Here is a 24,020-nt window from a genome sequence, read left to right on the forward strand (position 1 = left end):
GGGAGTTGGAGGCGGAGCCGTCAGACCAGCGGGTCTTCGGGGCTGGATTCCGCCGGCAAGGGCCCGCCCGCAAGGACGCGCACCAGATCGATCAAGGTCAGGATGCCCATGGCGGCGGCCGCATAGAGGGCCGCGGCGTTGAACACCGCCAGCGACATGCCGGTGACAGGCAGCACGGTGTCCAGGCCGATGACGGTCTGGGTCCAGCTGCCCTCGGCCATCAGCCACAGCACCCACAGCGTCAGCAACTGGCAGAACACGTGCGAGGCGCGACGGGCAGCGGGGCCGAAGCGTTCGACCAGCATGGTGACGCCGATGTGCTGATGCGAGCGCAGCGCTATCACCGAGCCCAGGAAGATCATCCAGACGAAGGCCAGCCGCGAGATCTCATCAGAGACGTTGATGCCGGAGTTGAACAGGTAGCGCAGCGCGACGTTGCCGAACAGCAGCACCACCATGACGGCCAGACAGGTCACCATCAGCCAGGTCTGCAGCGCGAAGCACCAATTGGCGGCGCGGGCCAGCGGCGTGCCGCCAGGCCGCCCCGGTGGGGAAGCTTGCATGCTTGTCTCCTATCCGTTTCCCGGAATTTTTTAGGGTTATGCTGTGCAAAATGTTAGCGCTAACATTTTGCGTTTGGCAAGCCCCAGTTTTTTGCGTCAGACTACGCGCTCACCAACCCATGCCGAGGACCGATGTCCATCCGTAAACCCCGCAGTTCACGCGCCGGCCGCGTCACCATGCAGGATGTCGCGCGCCGCGTGGGCGTGAGCGCGATCACGGTATCGCGCGCCTTGCGCACGCCGGACAAGGTGGCGGAAGAACTGCGGCTGCGCATCGCGCGGGTGTGCCAGGAACTGGGCTACGTGCCCAACCATGCGGCCAGCGCGCTGGCGTCGGCGCGTTCGCAGACCATCGTGGCGCTGATTCCGTCGCTGAGCAACGTGGTGTTCGTCGACATCATCGCGGGGATCAAGGAAGAGCTGGACCGGCACGGCTACCACATGCTGATCGGCGTGACCGGCTATTCACTGGACGAGGAGGAGGCTCTGCTGCGCAAGTACCTGCAGCACGCGCCCGACGGCCTGATCCTGACCGGCATCGACCACAACCCTGGCGTATGGGACCTGCTGGACACGCAGCGCATTCCCACCGTGCACACGATCGAGACGCTGGACGGCGGCGAGCACATGAGCGTGGGTTTTTCGCAATTCGATTCCGGCTATGCCGCGGGCCGCCATCTGGTGGAGCGGGGCTACCGCCGTATCGGCATCGTCGGCGCGCAACTGGATCCGAGGTCGCTGCGCCGCTGCGAAGGCTGCCGCCAGGCGCTGCGGGATGCGGGCCTGTATGACGCGGCGCTGGAAATCATGACGCCGGAGAAATCATCCATCGGCCTGGGAGCCTCGCTGCTGGAAGCGCTGCGCGAACGTCATCCCGACTGCGATGCGCTGTTCTTTTGCAACGATGACCTGGCCCAGGGGGCGGTGTTCCAGTGCGGAAGGCTGGGCGTGCCGGTGCCGGAACGCATGGCCATCGTCGGCTTCCACGACGTGGCGGGCACGGCCTGGACCACGCCGCCGCTGTCGACCATCGCCACGCCGCGCTACCAGATCGGCGTATCGGCCGCGGGCCTGCTGATGCGCCATCTGGCCGGCGAGCCCGTCGCCGAGCGCCATGTGGACCTGGGCTTCAAGCTGGTGCAGCGCGAAACCAGCTGAACGCCAAGCCTCAGCCCCGGCGCAGCGCCAGGAATACGCCGGAGGCGATGATCAACCCCATGCCGGCCAGGGCCAGCCCATCGGGCGGGCGCTGGAACCAGAAGGTGCTGAACAGCACCGCCAGCAGCAGCTGGAAGTAGTTCAGGGGCGCCAGGGTCGCCGCCGCCACACGCTGGAAGGCGGATATCAGAAAGATTTGCGCCAATCCGCTGCAGGCGCCCAAGCCGACGATGAAAAGCATGTCGGCAAGATCCGGCCACGGATCCGGCAGGAAGAAGGGCGCCGGCAGCCCGGTGACGACGAGGCAGATGAAGGCCGTGTAGGCATACTGGATGGGCCCGGGCACCTTGCCCGAGAGCCTGCGCGTCAGCACCTGGAACACTGCGTAACTGACCGCGGACACCGCCATCAGCAGCGTGCCCAGCCACGGCAGGTTGGAGCCCGGCCGCACGATCAGCAGCATGCCGCCAAAGCCCGCCGCCACCGCTGTCCACTGGGCGGGTCGCACCCGCTCGCCCAGCAGCCAGGGCGACAGCGCCACCATGATCAGAGGCGATGTGAAGTAGATGGCGGTGGCTTCCGACAGCGGCATCCAGATCAGCGCCGTCATGAAGCAGGTACCGACCGTGGCCAGCAGCAGGCCACGCAGGATCAACAGCGGCTTTTCGGGCGCATCGCGCAGACGCAGTCCGCCGCGGTGCCGCCACAACAGCGCCACCGCCAGCACGGCCACCGCCGAATAGCGCATGATGTTCAGGAAGGGCGCAGGGTAGCGCGCCAGCATGTGCTTGGACCCCGCATCGAAGGTGGCAAAGGCCACCAACGCTGCGAAGAACAGCAGGATGCCCGTCTGGCGCGCGGCGGCGGGCGAGGGTAACGCGATGGGAACGGAGCTCATGTGGGCGGGAGGACTCAGGCTGCCGCCTGGCCCGCGCCCTGCAGGAACGCGTCCAGAGCCGGGCCGATGGCCTCGACCATGTAGCCGCCTTCCTGCACGATCACGGTGGGCAGTCCCAGGCTGGCGACGCGCGCGCCGATGTCGCGGTAGGCATCGATGTCGAGCTTGAGCACGCTGATGGGATCGTCCTTGTAGGTGTCAAAGCCCAGGGCCAGCACCAGCGCCTGCGGCGCGTAGCCGGTCAGGGCGGCGAGCGCCGTATCCAGTGCCTGCAGGAAGGTGTCGTTGCCCGAACCGTGCGGCAGCGGCAGGTTCAGGTTGCAGCCTTCACCCGCGCCGTAGCCGCGCTCATGCGCATAGCCGGTATAGAAGGGGTAGTAGCCGGCGGGGTCGGCGTGCAGGGATACCGTCATGACGTCGCCGCGCTGATAAAAAATGTTCTGCGTGCCATCGCCATGGTGGGCGTCGACGTCCAGCACCGCCACCTTGGACCAGGTCTGAAGCAACCGGTTAGCCGCGGCCGCGCTGCTGTTCAGATAACAGAAGCCGCCCGCGCGGTCGCGGTGGGCATGGTGGCCCGAGGGCCGGCACAAGGCATAGGCCATGCCCCCGGCGCTGGCGACGTGGTCGGCGGCGGCCACCGCGCTATGCGTGGAGCGCAGCGCCGAGCGCCAGGTCTGCGGCCCGATGGGACACGATAGATCGCTCAGGTAGTAGCCAGTCTGGGCCACGATGGAGGGCGATGGGCAGGGGCCGCGGCCAGCCAGTTCGATGCGGCCGTTGTAGTACGGCGAAAGATTGGGCAGCACTTCGGGGCCCGGATCCACGCCAGGCGAGCGCAGGGCCTGCCAGCGCGCATAGGCCGATTCCAGATAGTCCAGGTAGTCCGGGCTGTGGATGTCCTGCAGCGGCTTGCGGCCGTAGTCAGCCGGCGCTTGGACGCGGATGCCGCGCGCGGCCAGCGCGCCTTGCAGGCTTTCCGCCCGTGCCGGCAGATCGGTGGGCGCGCTGATGCGCCCAAGCCGCATGAACTGCCGCGGCGTATGCAGCAGCTGCTCTTCCGAGAAAAACGCCTTCATGGCTGCCCTCGCTGGCGTTATGCGTGCTTGAGTTCGATTTCGACGAACACGAACTCCGTGTCGCCGGGATTGATCACGTTGTGCTCTACACCCACGGGCCGGTAGTAGGCCACGCCGGTGGTGAGCTGGCTGGTGATTTCGCCGTCGGGCGTGTCCAGCAAGAGCGGGCCGGTGGTCTGCGGGACCACCACGTAGTTCATTCCATGGCGGTGCCATCCCGTTTCGCCGCCGGGCGGGAAGCGCCATTCGGTGACGGTGACCATGTCATTGTCGATCTGCACGGTCGGTATGGCGGCGGGGCGTTGCATGGGGCGTTCTCCTTGGAAGTATGAATATTCTTGTGCGCTTCAGGCCGCTTGCGCCTTGGTCGGGTCCCAGTGCTGGCCGGGGACCGCGGCGATCAGCTGCCGCGTATAGGCGTGTTGCGGGTTGTCGAAGATCTGCGCGGGCGAGCCGTACTCGACCACCTTGCCGCGATGCATGACCAGCACGGAATTGCAGATCTGGGCCGCCACGCGCAAATCGTGGGTGATGAAGACCAGTGCGATCTTCAGGCGTTGCTGCAAATCGTGCAATAGCTGCAGTACTTGCGCCTGAACCGAGACGTCCAGCGCCGACACTGATTCGTCGGCCACCAGCACCTTGGGCTCCAGCGCCAGCGCGCGCGCGATGCCGATGCGCTGGCGCTGTCCGCCCGAAAACTGGTTGGGATAGCGATCGAAGGCCGACGGGTCCAGCCCGACCAGCGACAGCAGCTCGCGCACCCGCGCTTCGGCCTGGGCGCGTGGCACGCCGTTGGCGACGGGGCCGTCGCTGATGATGCGGCCGACGGTATGGCGCGGGTTGAGCGAGGCGAACGGATCCTGGAAGATCATCTGGATGTCGTGGCGCAGCGGCCGGAAGCGCGATTCCGGCATGGCGGCGATGTCCTGGCCGTTGAAGATCAACTGCCCGCCGTTGATGCCCACCAGCTTGAGCAGGCATTTGCCGATGGTGGACTTGCCCGAGCCCGATTCGCCCACGATGCCCAGCGTCTCGCCGCGCCGCACACTGAAGCTGACGCCGTCGACCGCGTGAACCTCGCGTTTGCCGCCCAGCCAGCCGCGGCCCACCACGTAGGTCTTCTTCAAGTCGCGCACGTCCAGCACGGGCTGGTCGTGCGGGGCGGACTCGCGCTCGGCGCCACGGCGGTGCGGCACGGCCGCGATCAGGCGTTGCGTGTAGGGGTGGCGGGGCCGGTTCAGCACTTCGTCCGCCGGCCCCTGTTCGACCAGGACGCCTTTTTCCATCACGGCGACCCGGTGCGCGATTTCGGCCACCACGCCGAAGTCATGGGTGACGAACATCACGCCCATGCCTTTTTCTTTCTGGATGCGGGCGATCAGCGCCAGGATCTGCGCCTGGGTGGTGACATCCAGCGCGGTGGTCGGTTCGTCGGCGATCAGGAGTGCAGGCTCCAGCGCCAGGGCCATGGCGATCATCACGCGCTGGCGCTGTCCGCCCGACAGGCGGAATGGGTAGACGTGGTAAAGCGTGGCGGGGTCGGGCAGCCCTACGAAGGCCAGCAGCTCCAGCGTGCGGGCCATGCGCTGCGCGCCCGGATACGCGTTGTGCACGCGCATGACTTCGCTGATCTGCTCGCCTACCGTCATCAGCGGGTTGAGCGCCGACAGGGGCTCCTGGAAGATCATCGCCATGTCCTTGCCGCGCATGGCTTGCAGCGTGGCTTCGTCCTGCCGCAGCAGGTCCTGGCCGCGGAACAGGATGCGGCCCTGCTGCGGCGTCAGGTAGTCGGGTAGCAGGCCCATGATGGCGTTGGCGCTCATGGACTTGCCCGAGCCCGATTCGCCGACGATGCAGAGGATCTCGCCGGCGCGGATGTCGTACGACACGTCCTGCACGGCATAAGGGCGGTCGCCGCCTTTGGGCAGGGCGATGCTCAGGTTCTGGATGGATAGCAAAGGAGTGGAAGCGTTCATGCCGTCCTCCTATTCGCCGCGCTTGCGCAGCTGCGGGTTGAGGGCATCGTTCAGGCCTTCGCCGATCAGGTTGATGGCCAGCACGGTCAGCAGGATCGCCACGCCGGGCCAGACGCTCATCCACCAGGCTTCGCGGATCATGGTGCGGGCCGCGCCGATCATGAAGCCCCAGCTCATCAGGTTGCGGTCGCCCAGTCCCAGGAAGGACAGCGACGATTCCGTCAGAATCGCGGTGGCGACCATGAACGACGCCGACACGATGATGGGCGACATGGCGTTGGGCAGGATCTGCGTGCCGACGATGCGGGCCGGCGTCTGCCCGATGACAATGGCGGCCTGCACGAACTCACGCTGCTTGAGCGTCATGAACTCCGAGCGCACCAGCCGCGCGGCCGGCGGCCACGACACCACCGCGATGGCCCCCATGATGGAATAGACGGATGGACTCAGGATCGCCACCAGCACCACGGCCATGGCCAGCTGCGGGATGGTCTGGAAGAACTCGGTGAAGCGCATCAGCGCGTCGTCAACCCGGCCGCCGCAGTAACCTGCCACCGAGCCGACCACGATGCCGAAGACCAGCGCCACGGCGGTCGACAAGAGGCCCACCATCAGCGAGACCCGGGCGCCCCAGACCAGCCCGGCCGTGATGTCGCGGCCCAGCATGTCGGTGCCGAAGGGGTAGTCGGCATTGGTGAACGGCGGAATCAGCGGATCCGCCACCATCATCCAGGGGGATTCTTCATACAGCAGCGGCGCGGCCAGGGCCACGACGATCACGACCAGCATGATGGCCAGTCCGGCCACCGCTCCGTAATTGCGCATGTAGCGCCGGGCAAATGACTTCATGCGGCGGCTCCTTGCTGCGCGCCCGCGCCGATGCGCGGATCGATGAGTCGGTACAGCACGTCGGTCAGCAGGTTGAACACCACCACCATGATGGAGGTGACCAGGAAGATGCCCAGCAGCAGCTGGTAGTCGCGCTGCAGCAGCGCGTCGAACATCAGCCTGCCGATGCCGGGCCAGGCGAACACGGTTTCGGTCAGCACCGCGCCGCCCGCCATCTGCCCCAGCTGGATGCCGGCGAAGGTGATGACCGGCAGCAGCGCATTGCGCAGCACGTGGGCGCGGATCACGCGGCCGGGGCTTACGCCCTTGGCGCGCGCCGTCTTGACGAAATCCATGCCTATCACTTCCAGCATGGAGGCGCGGGTCAGCCGCACGTAGACCGCCATGAAGAAGCAGCCCAGCGTCACGGTGGGCAGGATCAGGTGCTGGGCGATGTCGCCCGCGCGCGCCCAGCCCTTCAGGTTGGCGCCCACGGTCTCCATGCCGAAGGCCGGCAGCCAGCCCAGCACCACCGAGAACAGCAGGATGCCCATCAGCGACAGCCAGAACAGCGGCGTGGCGTACAGCACCAGGGCGCCCGTCATGACGGAGCTGTCGATCCAGCGGCGCTTGTTGCGGTAGCGGGCCTTGGCCGCCACCACGCCCAGGAAGACGCCCAGCACGATGGAGAACACGAAGGCGCAGGACATCAGCAGGAAGGTGGCGGGCAGGCGTTCCAGTATCAGGTCCAGCACCGGCACATGGTTGCGGTACGAGAAACCCAGGTCCAGTTGCACCACGCCCTTCAGGTACAGCATCAGCTGGGTCAGGATGGGCTTGTCCAGGCCGAAGGCCACGCGCAATTGTTCGACGTAGGCGGCGTCGCCCGCGCCGGCCTGGCCCGCCAGCACGGCGGCGGGGTCGCCGGGGGCCAGGCGGATCAGGAAGAAATTGATGATTACCACGCCCAGCACGACCACCAGGGCCTTGCCGATGCGGGAAACGAGGAAAGACAGGAATTTCATGCTCGGGGTCCTCTCTGGTCGGGCGCGGCCTGCCTGGGGCAGCCGTTGTCCGGCCGGCATCCGCCGCCGCGGCAAGCCTGCCGCGGCGGCGTCCTGCGGCGCTTACTTTTCGATGTACACGTCGTCGAAGCTCTCGTTCAGGCCGATGGCGGTCTTGACCAGATTCTTGACGTTGCCGCGGTAGAGCGTGGGAAACTCCATGTCCACCAGGAAGCCGTTGGCGATCTCATTGACCAGCGTGGTCTGCAGCTTGGTGTAGAGCTCCTGGCGCTTGGCGGGATCCACCTCGGAAGCGGCCGCCTCCCATTGCTTGTCGGTCTCCGGATTGCTGTAGCCCTGCACGTTGGCGAAGGGCGAACCCTTGACGATGTTCGACGAGACATACAGCCGTTGCACGCCCAGCGCGGGATCGCCGTACTGGTAGGTGAAGGTGGTCGTCATGTCGAAGTCCCAGTTGCCCGTGCGGCTGGCCCAGCCGCCGGCGTCGGTGGCTTCCAGGTTGACCTTGAAGCCCAGCTGCTCCAGCGCCTGCTTGGTGTATTCGCCCAGGCGGTCCCAGGTGGAGCCGTAGGGGAAGCTCAGCTGGCGGATCGTGTAATCCTCGGGCTTGATGCCGGATTCCTTGATCAGCGCGCGCGCCTTCTTCATGTCGAACGCCAGCGGCGGCATGTTCTTGTCATAGAACATCTCGGTGGTGACGAAGGGGCTGGTGGACACCTTGCCCAGGCCGAAGAAGATGTTGTTGACCACCATGTTGCGGTTGATGGCCGCCATCACGGCCTGGCGCACCTTCAGGTTGTCGAAGGGCGGCTTGCGCATGTTGAAGATCAGGTAGGCCTGGGGCGAGAACATCTCCCAGCCGGCCGTGGTGTATTCGACCTTGGGCAGGGCGCGCAGGCGCTTGATGTCGACGTTGTCCACGTCGCCGCCGCGCAGCACGTCCACGCTGCCGCGCTCGAAAGCCACCGCGCGCGAGGCCGAGTCGGGGATGACGTTGAACACCAGTTCATCCAGATAGGGCTTGCCGGGCTTCCAGTAGTCGGGGTTGCGGGTCAGCTTGATGTATTCGCCGCGTTTCCATTCCTTGAACATGAACGGGCCCGTGCCGACCGGCTTCTGGTTGGCGGGATTGGTCATGTAGTCGGTGCCGGCATAGATGTGCTTGGGCATCATGGGCGCAAAGCCCGGTTCGAACATCAGCATGAAGGCCGGGAAGGGCGTCTTCAGTTTGACGACGACCGTCTTCGCGTCCGGCGCCTGCACCGATTCCACGAACTTGTTCAGGATCACGCGGGCGCGCGCATGGGTCTTGGGCAGCATGTCCGCCAGCGAGAACACCACGTCCTCGGACGTGAAGGGCTTGCCGTCATGCCACCTGACGTTGTCCTGCAGGTGGAAGGTGTAGGACAGGCCGTCGGGCGAGGCGTCCCACGACTTGGCCAGGCCGGGCTGGGGCTTCAGATCGGTGGAGTAGGTCAGCAGGCTCTCGTAGATCTTGCCGGCGACGAACTGCGTGGGCCCCTGCTGATTGATGGCGGTGACAATCACCGGCGGTTCGGGCTGGACGATCATGTTCAGCGTGCCGCCCTTGGTCTGCGCCAGGGCTTGCGTGGCGGGCAGCGCGGCCGCGAGGACCAGTGCGCCGATGCTTAGGGAGAACCATTTCTTCGATTTCACTGCGAGCCTCCGGGCTGGAAAGGGTCTGACAGGTGTCCGCGTCGCGGATGCCGTGCACTGGCAAGCAAACCTCATGCCACCTGTGTTTTCAGGGGTACTACGGGTGGAGCCGCTACAACAATGCTTCGTACAGGTGCTCTTCAGCGTGCCGCGCACCATTGCGGAGCGCCGTTCTCGTCGCCAAAGTCTTCCCGCAGGCGGGCCAGGATGCCTAGCAGATGCGCATGCATGGCATGGCGCGCGCGGATCGGATCGCGCGCCTGTATGGCCGTCAGGATGCGCTGGTGTTCGGCATGGGCGATGGCCCAGACCTTGGTGTCGACGAAGTAATCCTCCATGCGGCTGTACACGGGGCTGGCCTGCGTCAATTCCCACAGATGGGCCACCGAGGCCGCTACTGCGGCGTTGCCGCAAGCCGCGGCAATGGCGTTGTGGAATTCGCGGTCGTGGCGGCCGGGCGAGTTGCCCAGCGACATGCCCTCGTGGGCGTCGCGGATGGCGGCAATCTGGGCGGGCGACCCATGCTGCGCGGCCATGCCCGCGCACTCGGGTTCGATCAGCATGCGCGCTTCCAGCAGGTCGAACGGGCCGATGCCGTCCTGTCCTGGCGCGGCGTACGCGGGAGCGGCGGCTTCCCGGATGGCAGTGACGAACACCCCGGTGCCCACGCGCACCTCGACATAGCCTTCTATTTCCAGCGCGATCAGTGCCTCGCGGATAGACGCGCGGCTGACCTGCAGCTGTTCGGCCAGCTCCCGCTCAGAAGGCAGGCGCCCGCCGCGGGGGAATTCCCCGGCCCGGATCCGGCCGGCGATCTGGTCGGCGATGACTCGGTACAGGCGGGTGACGGCGGCAGCTTGGAAGGTGTTCATCGACGATAGGGGCGGGAACGGAGAGCCAAGTGGTCAGGCCACCAAATATAGGCATCTCATCCTTGAATAAGAAGGGAAATTTTCTATTTCAAGGGAAAACGATCACAGGGATTCCACCTCTTTCTTTGAAGTGGTCAGGCCAGCTAGGAATGTCTCGGGCGCTTTACAGTTTCCAGACAAATCCCGCACAGAAGCCCCGCTGTTGCGGGCGGACGCCATCCCATACTCCGTTGCGCCCGATACCGGGCATGTGGCAAGGCAGCGCGCTGCGGCGGCAGGAAGGGGTAGGACGTGCAGGAAGTGACGAAGCGGGCGTTCCGGCCCGAGGGCTGGTGGATAGGCTTGGGCATGGCGGTCTTCGCCCTGGCGTGGTTGACGCTGCTGGACAAGGCGGCCCTCGCGCCGCCGACCGACAATATCGAGCAACTGACCTGGGTGCGCAGCCTGGAATGGGGCTATTACAAGCATCCGCCTCTGCCGACCTGGCTGCTGTGGCCAGCGGTGCAATTGCTGGGCTGGTCGGCGTGGACGAGCTACATCGTCGGTGCGCTCTGCACCCTGGGCGCCTTCGCGTTGTTGTGGCGCTGGCTGCGGGGCATGCGCGGCAGCGGCCATGCGCGGGCGGCGTTGCTGGCCGGCCTGTGCATCACCTTCTACAACGGCCGTCTGCATTTCTACAACCACGAGATCGTGCTGATTCCCCTGGCGGTGGGCTGCGCCGTCGCGTGCTGGAAAGCCTGGACCACGCGCCGGATCGGTTGGTGGATCGTGCTGGGCGCGTGCCTGGGCCTGGGGGCTCTGTCCAAGTACCAAAGCGCGGTGACGGGCGCCGCCGTGCTGGTCTTCTGGCTGAGCCAGCGCGGCTGGCGCGACTCCGTGCACCGGTTCGGGCTGCAGGTTGCGGGGTTGACCGCGCTGGCGGTCTTCGCGCCGCATCTCTGGTGGCTGGCGTACAACGGCTTCGAACCCCTGAACTACGCGATGACTTCATCGCTGGCCGCCGGCCTGCCTTGGGTTCAGCGCGCGGCGGAAGTGGCGCGGTGGTGGGGCGATCAGATGCTGAACCGCGCGCTGCCTGCGTGGGTGTTCCTGGGCGTCTGGTGCTGGTTGGCGCGCCGCCGCGCCGCGGTGGCTGCTGTGACGGCAGAAGCGCCGCCGCGCGATGCGGGCCGCGCCATCCTGCTGTCGTTCGGTTTTACGCCCTTGGTGTTCGTCAGCATCATGACGCTTGCCAGCGGTTCCCATGTGCAACTGCACTGGGGCACGCCTTATCTGCTGTTCATGGCGCCGGCGATGATGGAACTGCTGCGTGGCGGCGTCTGGGAGCGCGTGCGGCCGCGCGATGCCGTGGCGGTATTTGCATTGGTCCAGGCGCTGTTGATGGTCCGGGTCGGGCTGACGTCGCCGGGCGGGGCGGGGCTTGCGCGCAAGGCGTCGGATTGGCGCTATTTCGATTCCCGGGCGCTGGCCCTGGCTGTGCACGAACCCGCCAAAGCGGCGCTTGGCGGGCCGGTCAGGGTGATATCGGGGCCGCCGGCCGAGGCCGGCGCGCTGGCCCTGAGGCTGCCGGAACAGCCGCTGGTGCTGATAGACGGACAGCTCCGTTTCAGTCCCTGGGTGCCGAAAGACGTGGCCGAGGCTTGCGGCGCATTGGAGCTGGAGCTGGAACCGAGAACGCCCGGAGCGGGGTTTGTCGCCGTTGGAAAGGATTTTCCTGGCCTGCACTGGCGTGTGACGCCGTCTTCCCGGCTTTGCGGCACGGCGTCTGGCGTGCCTCGCCCCTAGGGGCAGGCTATTGCGCCTCGTCGTCCGGTTCAGGCGTCTGCGTGAAGGCGCGCACCAGGCGCGCGATGCCGTCCAGTTCGTCGTGCGCGCCCGCTACCCATTCCGGCTTCTCGAACGGGCTGTCCGAAGGAGCGTTGTCCATGCTTGCCTTCAGGTCATTAAGCAGTTCCAGCGCCATGTCGGTGGCCTGGGGGCTGCTGCGGGTCGAGAGGGCGATGGCGATCGCCAGCGCCTGGCGCATGGCGAGCAGGCGGCCGTCCAGTTCAGTGCCCATGATGGTTTCCTTGTTGTGCATCTTTGTGACAGGCGCATTTTACGGGGGCGAGGCCGCCAGCGCCGCGGGGTGTTCTCTGGGTGGGCAGGTGGACTGGCGGGGGGCAACACGCTGGCGTTTGCGCAAGATCAACCCGGACTGGCCGGCACAGGCGAATAATTCCAGGTATGCAAGCCGCCCTACGCCCGTCACAGACAGAATCCCGCGAGCCCTCCGCCGCCAGCCCATTGTTCCCGCCGCAATTGCTGGCGCGGCTGGACAAGAACGGGCCCCGCTATACCTCGTATCCCACGGCTGACCGGTATCACGGCGGCTTCGGCGAGCAGGAGTACCGGCAGGCGCTGCAGCAGCGCCGCGCGACGGCGCCGGCCGAGCCTTTGTCGCTCTACGTGCACATCCCGTTCTGTGAATCGGTCTGTTATTACTGCGCCTGTAACAAGGTGGTGACTCGCCACCACGACCGCGCCGCCCGCTATCTGGACGCCCTGGCGGCCGAGATCGAGCTGCATGTGCGCGAACTGGGCGAGGGCGTACCCGTATCGCAGTTGCATTTCGGGGGCGGCACGCCGACCTTTTTGTCCGACGAGGAATTGTCGCGTCTGATGGAGAACCTGCGACGCGCCTTCCGCTTCGAACCCGACGCGGAAATCTCGATCGAGGTAGATCCGCGCACCGCCACGCCCGACCGCCTGGCCCATATGCGCGAACTGGGCTTTAATCGCCTGAGTTTCGGCGTGCAGGATTTCGATCCCCGGGTGCAGGCCGCTGTGCACCGCATGCAGTCGTTCGAGGACGTGCGGGCGCTGATGCAGAGCGCCCGGGCGTTGGGCTATGCCTCGGTCAACGTGGATCTCATCTATGGCCTGCCGCTGCAGACCACGGAGTCCTTTGCCCGCACGATCGCTCAGGTCATCGCGCTGCGGCCCGACCGCATCGCGCTGTATGCCTACGCCCACCTGCCCGCGCGCTTCAAGCCGCAGCGCCGCATCAACGAGGCCGACCTACCCGACAGGGAGACGCGGGTGGGGCTGCTCAGCGCCGCCATCGATGGTTTTCTGAAGCAGGGCTACGCCTATATCGGCATGGACCATTTCGCGCTGGAAACCGATGCGCTGGCGATCGCCAAGCGCAAGGGGGAGCTGCACCGCAACTTCCAGGGCTACAGCACGCAGCCCGACCGCGACCTGGTCGCGCTGGGCGTGTCCGCGATCGGCCGCATCGGCAATACCTACAGCCAGAACGCCAAAGTCCTGGACGAGTATTACGCGGCAATCGAAGCAGGGCGCTTCGCCGTCGAAAGAGGGTTGGCGCTGAGCACGGATGATCTGGTTCGCCGCGAGATCATCATGGACATCATGTGCCAGGGCCGCGTGGACTACAGCCGGATAGAGGCGCGCCACGGATTGCGGTTCGCCGACAGCTTTGGCCCGGAACTGCTGCAGATGGCGAATCTGGCCGAGCTGGGCTTGGTCAACCTGCACCCCGGCGAACTGCAGGTGACCGGCCTGGGCTGGTACTTCGTGCGAGCCGTCGCCATGGCGTTCGACGGCTACCTGCGGGCGCCGGGCACCGCGGCCAGCTACTCGCGGATCATCTGAGCCGCGGCGTCGCGCAGAGCCCGGCGGCGCTCATTCGGCGAACTTCTCCCGCAGATAAAGCGCCAGCGACAAATCGTCGGACAACTGCAGCTTGCGCATGGCGCGGCGCTTGTGGGTGCTGATCGTTTTCTTGCTGCGCATCAGCCGCGCCGAGATCTGCGTGACGGACAGCCCTAGGCTGATGTGGCGCAGTATCTCCACTTCCGAAGTCGTCAATGCCGCGTGAGGATGCGTCGGCTGCTGCGGCCGGATCTTGCCGTCCTGCACCGTGAGGAACTCTTCCTTGCCCGCCAATACGCCGCGGATCATCTCCGGCAGCAGCACCATGCCGCATTCCTTGGCGAAATAGCCATTCGCGCCTGCGCGGAACGCCGCGTACTGGGTTTCCTGGCGGCTGCCCGCCGAGAAGGTGATGAGCGCCATCCCGGGGTGGTAGCGGCGCAGGCGCCGCAGATAGTTCACGCCGTCCCAGGGTTCCAGGGGCAGGTAGAAATCGACCAGGGCGACTTCGCAGGGTGAGTGGGTAAGTTTCTCCAGGAGGGACCGTGCCGAGGTCTCCCGGTGCACCACCCGGAAGCCTGGCCGGCTCTCCAGGTAGGCGCCCACGCCCACGGCAACCACGGGGTGGTCGTCCAGGATCGCCACCTTGATGAGAGGCGGCGGCCGGGACAGGAGCAGGTGCCGGCGCGTGCCCGGGCGGTCGCCGCTTTCGGCGGGCTCGGGGTTGATGTGCGGGGGCGCTTTGAGGGTGAGCGCTGAGACAGTTTTCATCGATGCTCCACATGCAGGATGGGGGAACGCCGGCGGTCGATTGCGCAGGTCGCGGGTGTCCTGAATTTGCGAAGGCAGATTACGTTTTCGCATGGCCCGCGGGAGATGAATCGCGCCAATATCAGACTGTTGCACCGTCGACCTGTCATATATGCGAGAAGCACGCGTGCAACAGCCGGGATTTAGGCCGCGACGGCAGATGAGTTTTTGAGTTATGGCGCCGCCGGGCGCACCTCGCACGCGCTCCAGGGAGCGCTGTGGCGCTTTAGCCACGGAAAAGGCGTAAATAGTGATACAATCGTCGACGATAAGCACAGCTTCTGTTGCGCAGTGCATTGTTTGCTGTTTTTGATCCCTGCCGCTGCGGCGAGCATCATTAGGTCCAGACACCATGTTTTACCCGCTGGCACGAACTACGACCCGGAACTTTCGCCCTATGTCGCGTTAAGTTTTCGTGCGTCGGGTTTCACCGTGTCAGGTCAGCGGTAGGACTCAGCAAGACAATCCAAGGAACGCGGCTCTCAGGCCGCGTTTTTCGTTTCCGTAATTTGTTTGTTTAGTTCCCAGAACCCCCCAGGAAGCACTCCCGATGGTACAGATCACATTGCCCGATGGTTCGCAGCGCCAATATCCGGGGCCGGTAACGGTTGCCGAAGTGGCGCAATCGATCGGTACGGGCCTGGCGAAGGCCGCCTTGGGCGGCCGCGTGACGTTTGAGGGCTCGGACTCCAGGCTGGTCGACACCAGCTTCCGCATCGAGGGCGACGCGCGCCTGGCCATCGTCACCGCCAAGGACGCCGACGGCCTGGATCTGATCCGCCACTCGACGGCGCACTTGCTGGCCTATGCCGTCAAGGAGCTGTTTCCGGATGCGCAGGTCACCATCGGTCCGGTGATCGACAACGGCTTCTACTACGACTTCTCGTACAAGCGCCCGTTCACGCCCGAAGACCTGGCCGCCATCGAGAAAAAGATGGCCGAACTCGCCAAGAAGGACGAGGTCGTCACGCGCGAGGAATGGTCGCGCGACGACGCCGTCGAATTCTTCAAGAGCATCGGCGAAAAGTACAAGGCCGAGATCATCGCCTCGATTCCGTCGAACGAGCCGCTCAGCCTGTACCGCGAAGGCGACTTCATCGACCTGTGCCGCGGCCCCCACGTGCCGTCCACGGGCAAGCTGAAGGTCTTCAAGCTCATGAAGGTTGCCGGCGCCTACTGGCGCGGCGACAGCAAGAACGAGATGCTCCAGCGCATCTACGGCACGGCCTGGGCAACCAAGGAAGAACAGGAAGCCTACCTGCACATGCTGGAAGAGGCCGAGCGCCGCGACCACCGCAAGATCGGCCGCGAATTGGACCTGTTCCACTTCCAGGACGAGGCCCCTGGTCTGATTTTCTGGCACCCCAAGGGTTGGGCGCTGTGGCAGCAGGTGGAGCAATACATGCGCTCCGTCTACCGCGACAACGGCTACCAGGAAGTGAAGGCGCCGCAGATCCTCGATATTTCGCTCTGGAAGAAGACGGGCCACTGGGACAACTACCGTGAAAACATGTTCACGACGGAGTCCGAGAACCGCGTTTACGGCCTGAAGCCGATGAACTGCCCCGGTCACGTGCAGATCTTCAACGCCGGCCTGCATTCCTATCGCGAATTGCCCCTGCGCTACGGCGAATTCGGCCAGTGCCACCGCAACGAGCCCTCGGGCTCGCTGCACGGCATGATGCGCGTGCGCGGCTTCACGCAGGACGACGGCCACATCTTCTGTACCGAAGAACAGCTGCAGGACGAGTGCGCCGACTTCACCGCGCTGCTGCAGAAGGTCTACCGCGACTTCGGCTTCACGGAAGTGCTGTACAAGGTCGCCACGCGTCCTGAAAAGCGCATCGGCACGGACGAAGTCTGGGATACGGCCGAAGCCGCCCTGATGGAGAGCCTGCGCCGCACGGGTTGCGAATTCGAGATCTCGCCGGGAGAGGGCGCGTTCTATGGCCCCAAGGTGGAATACACCCTGAAGGACGCCATCGGCCGCCACTGGCAGTGCGGCACGATCCAGGTCGACTTCTCCATGCCCGTGCGCCTGGGCGCCGAGTACGTGGACCAGAACGACCAGCGCCGCCCGCCGGTCATGCTGCACCGCGCGATCCTCGGTTCGCTGGAGCGTTTCATCGGCATGCTGATCGAAAACCACGCCGGCGCCATGCCTCCCTGGCTGGCCCCGGTGCAGGCCGTCGTATGCTGCATTTCCGAACCTTCGGCCGATTATGCGGCTGAAATCACGCAAAGCCTGAAAAAACAAGGCTTTAGAGTAGAGTCCGATTTGCGCGGTGAAAAAATCACTCGTAAAATTCGGGAGCACAGCCTGCAAAAGGTGCCGTACATCCTCGTCGTCGGCGACAAGGAAAAGCAAAACGGCACTGTAGCCGTACGCGGACTGGGCGGATTGGACCTCGGAGCCATCGCATACGACGAATTCGTCGCGCGCTTGTCCGAGGACGTTTCCACCCGTCGCGACGTCGTTCATCCTGATAGCAGCGCTGCTTAACATTTCTAGGAGCTTTCAACATCGCCACTGAAAAAGCCAATCGCATCAACGGTGAAATCCGCGTCCCCGAGGTGCGCCTGATAGGTCTGGACGGAGAACAGCTCGGCATCGTCAAGATTGCCGACGCCTTCCGTCTTTCCGAGCAAAGCGACGTGGATCTGGTGGAAATCGCGCCGAACGCCGAACCGCCGGTCTGCCGTTTGATGGACTACGGCAAATTCAAGTACCAGGAGCAGAAGCGCCAAGCTGAAGCTCGTTCCAAGCAGAAGGTCATCCAGGTCAAGGAAGTCAAATTCCGTCCGGCCACCGACGAGGGCGACTACCAGGTCAAGCTGCGCAATCTGCGCCGCTTCCTCGAAGAAGGCGACAAGGCCAAGGTGACGCTGCGTTTCCGTGGCCGCGAAATGGCCCACCAGGAACTCGGTATGCGGGTGCTTGAACGTGTGCGCGACGATCTGCTGGAACTTGCCCAGGTCGAAGCCATGCCGAAGCTCGAAGGCCGTCAGATGGTCATGGTGCTGGCGCCGAAGAAAAAGGCCGTGCCTGCGGGCAAGCCTGAGTCGGCTGCCTGAGCTCCTGCCGTAGTCTCCCCAGGGAGGCTACGCCGCCTGTGCGATCTGCCGCCTGCCATGGCGCCGGCGGGTTCGCTAATTGGGCGGCTCTGCGCTACGATGTCATAAAGCCGCCTTCCCGCGAGGGAAGGCGGTGTCCGTTCAGGGTGTCGCGATGCATGTATTGTTCGTTTTGGATCCCTTGCCGCTGCTCAAGGCGTACAAGGACAGCTCTGTCGCCATGATGCGCGCCCTGGTGGCGCGCGGCCATACGCTAAGCGTGGCCATGCAGGGCGATCTCTATATCGAGGCGGGCACGGTCAAGACCGCGGCCACCCCCATCGAACTGGTCGCGGACGCCGATCTGCACGGCCACGACTGGTGGCGCGAGTCTGCCGCCCGGGATCTGCCGCTGGCGGAATTCGGCGCGGTGGTCATGCGCAAGGATCCGCCGTTCGACATGGAATACGTCTATTCCACGCACCTGCTCGAATATGCCGAGGCGCAAGGCGCCCGCGTGTTCAACAGCGGCGCGGCGATCCGCAACCATCCCGAAAAGCTGGCCATCACCGAAATCAGCGAGTTCACCGCGCCCACGCTGGTGACCCGCAGCATGGCCCGCCTGAAGGCGTTCCACGATGAGCACCACGATGTCATCGTCAAACCGCTGGACGGCATGGGCGGCACGGGCGTGTTCCGGCTGCAGCCCAAGGATCCCAACCTCAACGCCATCCTGGAAACGCTGACGGACAATGGCGCGCGCACCATCATGGCGCAGCGCTACATTCCCGACATCGTCAAGGGCGACAAGCGCATCCTGCTGATCGGCGGGGTGCCGGTGCCGTACTCCCTGGCCCGTATTCCGCTGGCCGGTGAAACCCGTGGCAACCTGGCGGCCGGCGGCCGCGGCGTGGCCCAGGAACTTTCCCCGCGCGACCGCGAGATCGCCGAGGCCGTGGCTCCCAAGCTAGCCGCCCGCGGTCTGCTGCTGGTCGGCCTGGACGTCATTGGCGATTACGTCACTGAAGTCAACGTCACCAGCCCCACCTGTTTTGTGGAAATCGCGGAGCAAACCGGTTTCGACGTCGCCGGCATGTTCGTCCAGGCGCTGGAAAAGGCCGTGGCGACCCCTGCCGCTGCCGCTTGACCCGCCAGGATCCCTGTCATGACCACCGGTATAGTCATCGTCGTGCACGCGCCCCTGGGCGCGGCGATACGCGATTGCGCCAGCCACGTCATGGGCAACCTGGACGGCATGCTGGCCATACACGACATCCAGCCTGAAGACCGGCCGGACGACCTGGCGCCGCAAGTCCTGAAGGACATCCTGGAGCAGGAACATGGCGCGGGCGTGCTGGTGCTGACCGATCTGATCGGCGCCACGCCCGCCAATATCGCCAAGCGCGCCGTCTCCGATGCCCAGGCCCAGGGCATCCAGTGCTGCGTGCTGGCCGGATTGAATACCCCGATGCTGCTGCGGGCCCTGACCTATCGCAATCTGCCCTTGGCCGAAACCCGCGAGAAGGCGCTGGCCGGCGGGCTTCAGGGCGTCTTACGTGTAGACTGACGGGCGGAAGTTTGCCCTATTATGTCGGCTATCCATTCAAGCCGATTGACGGTTCGACGGTTTGCTGTGATCAACACTGCGGCCTCATGCCGCAGCCATAATATTTCCTATGCCTAATACAGACATCGTCATCAGCAATAAACTGGGCCTGCATGCCCGGGCGGCTGCCAAGCTGACGCAGCTGGCCAGCAAGTTTTCCAGCGAGATCTTCATCTCGCGCGGCGCGCAGCGCGTGAACGCCAAGAGCATCATGGGCGTCATGATGCTGGCGGCCGGGCTGGGCGTGACGGTTAAGCTGGAGGCCTCCGGCAATGACGCCGATCAGGCCCTTTCCGAAATTCAATCATTGTTCGACAGCAAATTCGGTGAGCAGGAATAGAATTTCTTCCGAATCGGCCGGCCTGGGCGTTGCCCAGGCCGGCTCGTCTACGACCCTCAATGACGCACCCAACAACGGGGCTGGTTCTGCCAGCCCCGTTGTGTGTCTGTACGGCAAAGGCGTGGCCAAGGGATACGCCATCGGCCGCGCGGTCGTCATGGGTGCGGCGGCGCTGGAGGTCGCGCACTACCGCATCTCGCCCGAGGACGTGCCTGCCGAAAGCAGCCGGCTCACCGATGCCCTGGCTTCGGCGCAGCAGGAACTGCTGCAGCTGGCCGATACCTTGCCGGCCGACGCGCCGCGCGAGCTCGGCGCCATGCTCAACGTGCACAGCCTGCTATTGGGCGACCCGCTGCTGGCCGAGCAGACCCTGGCGCTGATTGCCGAACGCCACTACAACGCCGAATGGGCGCTGACGACGCAGGGGCAGATCCTGGGCCAGCAGTTCGACGCCATGGAAGACGAGTACCTGCGCGAGCGCGGGGCCGACGTGCGCCAGGTCATCGAACGGGTATTGCATGTGCTGGCTGGCACCTCGGCCATCCTGCCCGACATGTCCCACATGGGCGGCGACGACGCGTTGGTGGTCGTGGCCCACGATATTTCGCCCGCCGACATGCTGCGCCTGCGGGGCGGCCGCTTTGCCGCCTTCGTGACGGACCTGGGCGGTCCCACTTCGCATACCGCCATCGTGGCGCGCAGCATGGCCGTGCCAGCGGTGGTCGCCATGGGCAACGTGCGGGAACTGGTCCGCGACGGCGACATGCTGATCATCGACGGCGCAGCCGGCGCGGTGATCGTCAATCCGTCCAGCCGCATTCTCGAGGAATACCGCCGCCGCCAATCGGCCTATGCCGACGAGCGCGCCGAACTGAGCCTGCTGCGCGACGAGCCCTCGGTCACGCTGGATGGCATTGATGTGGTGCTGCACGCCAACATCGAACTGCCGGACGAAGCGGCGCTGGCATTGGCTTCCGGCGCGCACGGCATCGGCTTGTTCCGCAGCGAATTCCTCTTCATGGGGCGTCCGGACCTGCCGGGCGAAGAAGAACAGTACGAAGCTTACTCGTCGGTGGTCAAGGTGATGGCCGGCCGGCCCGTCACGATCCGCACGCTGGACATCGGCTCGGACAAGACGCTGGATGGCGAGGCCACGGTGGCCACCAATCCCGCGCTCGGCCAGCGCGCCATCCGCTATTGCCTGGCGCGCCCGGAGATGTTCGCAACACAGCTGCGTGCCATCCTGCGGGCCTCGGCCCACGGGCCCGTGCGCCTGCTGATACCGATGATTGCGCACATGCACGAGGTGGTGGCGACCAAGGCGGCCATCGAATCGGCGCGGCGCGAACTCGACGCGCGCGGCCAGGCCTACGCGCCCCACATGGAAGTGGGCGCCATGGTCGAGGTGCCCGCCATCGCCATCGCCATCGAACCCTTTGCGCAGGCGCTGGACTTCCTGTCCATCGGCACCAACGACCTGATCCAGTACACGTTGGCGATCGATCGCGGCGACCACGACGTGGCGTCCCTGTACGATCCGCTGCATCCCGCGGTGTTGCGCCTGGTCGCGCACACCATCAATGCAGGTGAGCGTGCCGGCAAGCCGGTTGCCGTGTGCGGCGAGATGGCGGGGGATTCGCGCATGACCCGGCTGCTGCTGGGCTTGGGCCTGACCGAGTTCTCCATGCACCCTCAGCAACTGCTGGACGTCAAGCGCGAGGTCCGGCGCGCGCACTCCAACGCTTTGCGCGTGAAGGTGGCCAGCGCCCTGAACCGCGCCTTGCCGGTGGATCTGGACACGCTGGACCTGGCCTGAGGCGGTTCGCCGCTGCATCAAAAAAGGCGCCGGGGCAGAATGCCCCGGCGCCTTTTTTTATCCCCGCCCACCTATGCCATCCGGTGGGGAGGGGTTCCAGGTTTAGCTGTGGTACGCCGATTCGCCGTGGCTGGTGACGTCCAGGCCTTCGCGCTCCTGATCTTCCGGCACGCGCATGCCGCACAGGGCGTTGGCGATCTTGTAGGCGATCCATGCCACCACGCCGGACCAGACGATGGTCAGCAGTACGCCTTCCAGCTGGACCCACAGTTGATGGCCGATCATGCCGGGCTCGGCCAGGCCGGGGCCGCCGAGGATCTGCGCATTGAACACGCCAGTCAACAGGGCGCCAACGATGCCGCCCACGCCATGTACGCCGAACACGTCCAGCGCGTCGTCGGCGCGCAGCAGGCGCTTCAGGCCGTTCACGCCCCAGACGCAGACGATGCCGGCGATGACGCCGATGACCAGCGCGCCCACGGGGCCCACCAGGCCGGCGGCCGGGGTGATGCCGACCAGGCCTGCGACGGCGCCCGAGGCGGCGCCCAGCATCGAGGGCTTGCCCTTTACGGCCCATTCGGTGAACAGCCAGGACAGCACGGCGCCGGCGGTCGCGATCATGGTGTTGAAGAAGGCCAGCGTGGCGTTTTCATTGGCGGCCAAGGCGGAGCCTGCATTGAACCCGAACCAGCCCACCCACAGCAGCGCCGCACCCACGAAGGTCATCGGCAGGTTGTGCGGCTGCATGGCTTCGCGGCCGTAGCCTACGCGCTTGCCCACCACGTAGGCGCCCACCAGGCCAGCCACGCCAGCGTTGATGTGCACCACGGTGCCGCCGGCAAAGTCCAGCGCGCCCTTCGCATTCAGCAGGCCTGGCGCCGTTTCGGACGCGAACCAGACCATGTGGGCGATCGGCACATAGGCGAAGGTGAACCAGATCACCGTGAACACCAGCACCGCCGAGAAGCGGGCGCGTTCGGCGAAGCTGCCCACGATCAGCGCGCAGGTGATGCCGGCGAACGTGGCCTGGAATGAGGCGAACAGCAGTTCGGTCAGCGAGTTCGACATGGCGTACTTGCCGTCGGACGGGGTGAACATGCCGGAGAAGAAGGCGCGCGACAGGCCGCCGAAGAAGGCGTTGCCCTCGGTGAAGGCAAGGGAATATCCGTAGATGAACCAGAGCACCAGGCCCAGCACGAACGTGCACAGCACTTGCAGCAACACGGACAGCACGTTCTTGCTGCGTACCAGGCCGCCATAGAACATCGCCAGACCGGGTACGGCCATCATCAATACAAGCAGGGTAGAGACGAGCAACCAGGAGATATCTGCTTTATCCATTTTCAGGCTCCATTGAGTCTTTATTTATTTACAGCGCAGCTTCGCCGGATTCACCCGTTCTGATGCGGATCACTTGTTCGAGCGGGGCGGCGAAGATCTTGCCGTCGCCGATCTTGCCGGTGCGGGCCGCCTGTTCGATGGCTTCAATGACCTGATCGACCAGATGGTCGGGCACGGCGGCCTCGACACGCAGCTTGGGCAGGAAATCGACGGCGTACTCGGCGCCGCGATACAGCTCGGTATGGCCCTTCTGGCGGCCGAATCCCTTTACTTCAGTGACGGTCAGGCCCTGGACGCCGATCCCGGATAGAGCCACCCGCACTTCGTCGAGCTTGAAGGGCTTGATGATGGCGATGATGAGTTTCATGGCATTTCCTCTCATGGTTGCACGTTGGCTTCGTCTATCAAGCAAATTCCATGCCATGTCGGATATGGCCCAGCGAAGGAGGTTGGCGCGCTCAAAGTGTGCTTGATTGCACCGGTTTGGTGCTTCATGCACCGCAAGTCAGCTTCAAGTTGGTGCGCCGCGCCAGCCCTTGGGGCAAGCAACAAAATATGTTTGGCGTCCGATATTTGTAGCAAATTGATGCGCGTTTTATTGCGTTTTATGTTGGCATATCAGCTTTTTTATCGAGTCATCGATGACTCGCCTGCTGCCCGCTGAGCCATATGCGGCGCGCCTTTGACCTAAATCGGCAGACCGTTGGCGAGACGCAGAGGAGCGCCGGAATCGGCGCGGCCGGCGCGGTCTCGTGATACGAGGGTTTACACCCGTCGGCTTGTTGCCGAAGAGCGGCTGCAGAAGAATCGATAACAGTTCAAGCCTGTCCCCGAACAGGCTGGGCCGCAGGCGGAGTCTCCGCGTCGACGGATCTCCAAAAGAAAGCAGGAACGGGAAAGGGTAGTCATGAAAATCCACCGCAAGGCTTTCTGCACTTTGGTCCTGGCCGCGTCGCTTGCCGCGCTGGCCGGCTGCAACAAGAGCGAAGAAAAGGCCGCCACCGCACCTGCGCCCGCACCTGCGGCTCCCGCGGCGCCGCCTCCACCCGCGACTTCGCCTTCCTCGGCTGCTCCGGCGGCAGGCACTGCAGCGTCCGTTCCCGCCGAGTGCGAGGCCTACGTCGCCAAGATCAATGCCTGCATGGACAAGCTCGGCAGCGGCAACCCGGCTGCCGCCGCGATCAAGGAGCAGCTAGACGCGGCCAGGGCGCAATGGGGCGCGGTCAGCGACAAGACGCAGTTGGCGGCGCAATGCAAGCAGTCGTCGGATACGTTCACGCAGTCGGCAAGCCAGATGGGTTGCCCGTAACGATGTTG

The 24,020-nt window shown here is 65.1% G+C and carries 23 protein-coding genes; 10 read left to right on the forward strand and 13 right to left on the reverse strand.

What is annotated here, in order from left to right; all coding sequences use genetic code 11:
- Positions 1-20: 20 nt before the first annotated feature.
- Positions 21-563: a TRAP transporter small permease gene (locus IB268_RS26665; RefSeq protein WP_054458269.1), complete on the reverse strand. Its 543-nt coding sequence runs from the start codon at positions 561-563 to the stop codon at positions 21-23.
- A gap of 132 nt (positions 564-695) precedes the next feature.
- Between IB268_RS26665 and IB268_RS26670 the strand changes: the two genes are divergently transcribed.
- On the forward strand, positions 696-1,721 hold the full coding sequence (locus IB268_RS26670; RefSeq protein WP_054458268.1) for a LacI family DNA-binding transcriptional regulator: 1,026 nt from the start codon (positions 696-698) through the stop codon (positions 1,719-1,721).
- Positions 1,722-1,731: 10 nt separating this feature from the next.
- On the opposite strand, the gene IB268_RS26675 is transcribed toward IB268_RS26670, so the two are convergent.
- The 8 genes from IB268_RS26675 to IB268_RS26710 form a co-directional block, all read right to left on the reverse strand.
- Positions 1,732-2,619 (reverse strand): DMT family transporter, encoded by an 888-nt coding sequence (locus IB268_RS26675; protein WP_119451615.1) that lies wholly within the window; start codon positions 2,617-2,619, stop codon positions 1,732-1,734.
- Between the two features lie 14 nt (positions 2,620-2,633).
- A complete protein-coding gene (locus IB268_RS26680) occupies positions 2,634-3,698 on the reverse strand; it encodes a histone deacetylase family protein (RefSeq protein WP_192355081.1) in 1,065 nt (354 codons plus the stop codon).
- 17 nt (positions 3,699-3,715) lie between these two features.
- Positions 3,716-4,006: a cupin domain-containing protein gene (locus IB268_RS26685; protein WP_054458265.1), complete on the reverse strand. Its 291-nt coding sequence runs from the start codon at positions 4,004-4,006 to the stop codon at positions 3,716-3,718.
- A gap of 39 nt (positions 4,007-4,045) precedes the next feature.
- Complete coding sequence (locus IB268_RS26690) at positions 4,046-5,677, reverse strand: ABC transporter ATP-binding protein (protein ID WP_054458264.1); 1,632 nt, start codon at positions 5,675-5,677, stop codon at positions 4,046-4,048.
- 9 nt (positions 5,678-5,686) lie between these two features.
- The gene (locus IB268_RS26695) at positions 5,687-6,526 is read right to left on the reverse strand and encodes an ABC transporter permease (protein WP_059380519.1); all 840 of its coding nucleotides are present in this window, start codon (positions 6,524-6,526) and stop codon (positions 5,687-5,689) included.
- A complete protein-coding gene (locus tag IB268_RS26700; RefSeq protein ID WP_054458263.1) occupies positions 6,523-7,530 on the reverse strand; it encodes an ABC transporter permease in 1,008 nt (335 codons plus the stop codon). The genes IB268_RS26695 and IB268_RS26700 overlap by 4 nt, the downstream gene beginning before the upstream one ends.
- Positions 7,531-7,632: 102 nt before the next feature.
- Complete coding sequence (locus IB268_RS26705; protein WP_192355082.1) at positions 7,633-9,207, reverse strand: ABC transporter substrate-binding protein; 1,575 nt, start codon at positions 9,205-9,207, stop codon at positions 7,633-7,635.
- A gap of 140 nt (positions 9,208-9,347) precedes the next feature.
- Positions 9,348-10,079 carry a FadR/GntR family transcriptional regulator gene (locus IB268_RS26710; protein ID WP_054458261.1) on the reverse strand — a complete coding sequence of 244 codons (732 nt, stop codon included), beginning with the start codon at positions 10,077-10,079 and terminating at the stop codon, positions 9,348-9,350.
- A gap of 291 nt (positions 10,080-10,370) precedes the next feature.
- Between IB268_RS26710 and IB268_RS26715 the strand changes: the two genes are divergently transcribed.
- Positions 10,371-11,864: a glycosyltransferase family 39 protein gene (locus tag IB268_RS26715; protein ID WP_370540040.1), complete on the forward strand. Its 1,494-nt coding sequence runs from the start codon at positions 10,371-10,373 to the stop codon at positions 11,862-11,864.
- A gap of 7 nt (positions 11,865-11,871) precedes the next feature.
- On the opposite strand, the gene IB268_RS26720 is transcribed toward IB268_RS26715, so the two are convergent.
- The gene (locus tag IB268_RS26720) at positions 11,872-12,138 is read right to left on the reverse strand and encodes a hypothetical protein (protein WP_054458311.1); all 267 of its coding nucleotides are present in this window, start codon (positions 12,136-12,138) and stop codon (positions 11,872-11,874) included.
- A gap of 167 nt (positions 12,139-12,305) precedes the next feature.
- On the opposite strand from IB268_RS26720, the gene hemN reads away from it, so the two are divergent.
- Complete coding sequence (gene hemN, locus IB268_RS26725) at positions 12,306-13,736, forward strand: oxygen-independent coproporphyrinogen III oxidase (RefSeq protein WP_175214312.1); 1,431 nt, start codon at positions 12,306-12,308, stop codon at positions 13,734-13,736.
- 30 nt (positions 13,737-13,766) lie between these two features.
- Here hemN and IB268_RS26730 read toward each other — a convergent pair whose 3' ends face one another.
- Positions 13,767-14,507, reverse strand: a complete 741-nt coding sequence (locus tag IB268_RS26730) for a response regulator transcription factor (protein WP_054458258.1) — start codon at positions 14,505-14,507, stop codon at positions 13,767-13,769.
- Positions 14,508-15,096: 589 nt separating this feature from the next.
- Between IB268_RS26730 and thrS the strand changes: the two genes are divergently transcribed.
- The 6 genes from thrS to ptsP all read left to right on the forward strand — a co-directional run bounded on the left by thrS (position 15,097) and on the right by ptsP (position 21,362).
- Entirely contained in the window at positions 15,097-17,049 is a 1,953-nt protein-coding gene (thrS, locus tag IB268_RS26735; RefSeq protein ID WP_054458257.1) for a threonine--tRNA ligase, read from the forward strand.
- 20 nt (positions 17,050-17,069) lie between these two features.
- Positions 17,070-17,621 carry a translation initiation factor IF-3 gene (gene infC / locus IB268_RS26740; protein WP_080551054.1) on the forward strand — a complete coding sequence of 184 codons (552 nt, stop codon included), beginning with the start codon at positions 17,070-17,072 and terminating at the stop codon, positions 17,619-17,621.
- A gap of 154 nt (positions 17,622-17,775) precedes the next feature.
- Positions 17,776-18,747 carry a glutathione synthase gene (gene gshB, locus IB268_RS26745; protein ID WP_054458256.1) on the forward strand — a complete coding sequence of 324 codons (972 nt, stop codon included), beginning with the start codon at positions 17,776-17,778 and terminating at the stop codon, positions 18,745-18,747.
- Positions 18,748-18,765: 18 nt separating this feature from the next.
- A complete protein-coding gene (locus IB268_RS26750) occupies positions 18,766-19,167 on the forward strand; it encodes a PTS sugar transporter subunit IIA (RefSeq protein ID WP_054458255.1) in 402 nt (133 codons plus the stop codon).
- A gap of 109 nt (positions 19,168-19,276) precedes the next feature.
- Positions 19,277-19,546 carry an HPr family phosphocarrier protein gene (locus tag IB268_RS26755; RefSeq protein WP_013392913.1) on the forward strand — a complete coding sequence of 90 codons (270 nt, stop codon included), beginning with the start codon at positions 19,277-19,279 and terminating at the stop codon, positions 19,544-19,546.
- Positions 19,547-19,652: 106 nt separating this feature from the next.
- Positions 19,653-21,362 (forward strand): phosphoenolpyruvate--protein phosphotransferase, encoded by a 1,710-nt coding sequence (ptsP, locus tag IB268_RS26760; protein ID WP_054458308.1) that lies wholly within the window; start codon positions 19,653-19,655, stop codon positions 21,360-21,362.
- Positions 21,363-21,464: 102 nt separating this feature from the next.
- On the opposite strand, the gene amt is transcribed toward ptsP, so the two are convergent.
- Positions 21,465-22,703, reverse strand: coding sequence for an ammonium transporter (amt, locus tag IB268_RS26765; RefSeq protein WP_013392915.1), 1,239 nt, complete (start codon positions 22,701-22,703; stop codon positions 21,465-21,467).
- 28 nt (positions 22,704-22,731) lie between these two features.
- On the reverse strand, positions 22,732-23,070 hold the full coding sequence (locus IB268_RS26770) for a P-II family nitrogen regulator (RefSeq protein ID WP_054458254.1): 339 nt from the start codon (positions 23,068-23,070) through the stop codon (positions 22,732-22,734).
- Positions 23,071-23,610: 540 nt separating this feature from the next.
- Here IB268_RS26770 and IB268_RS26775 point away from each other — a divergent pair.
- Positions 23,611-24,012, forward strand: coding sequence for a DUF5339 family protein (locus IB268_RS26775; RefSeq protein WP_175182140.1), 402 nt, complete (start codon positions 23,611-23,613; stop codon positions 24,010-24,012).
- Positions 24,013-24,020 lie beyond the last annotated feature (8 nt).

This window comes from Achromobacter sp. ACM01 (assembly GCF_014851745.1).
Classification (GTDB): Bacteria; Pseudomonadota; Gammaproteobacteria; order Burkholderiales; family Burkholderiaceae_B; genus Achromobacter; species Achromobacter aegrifaciens.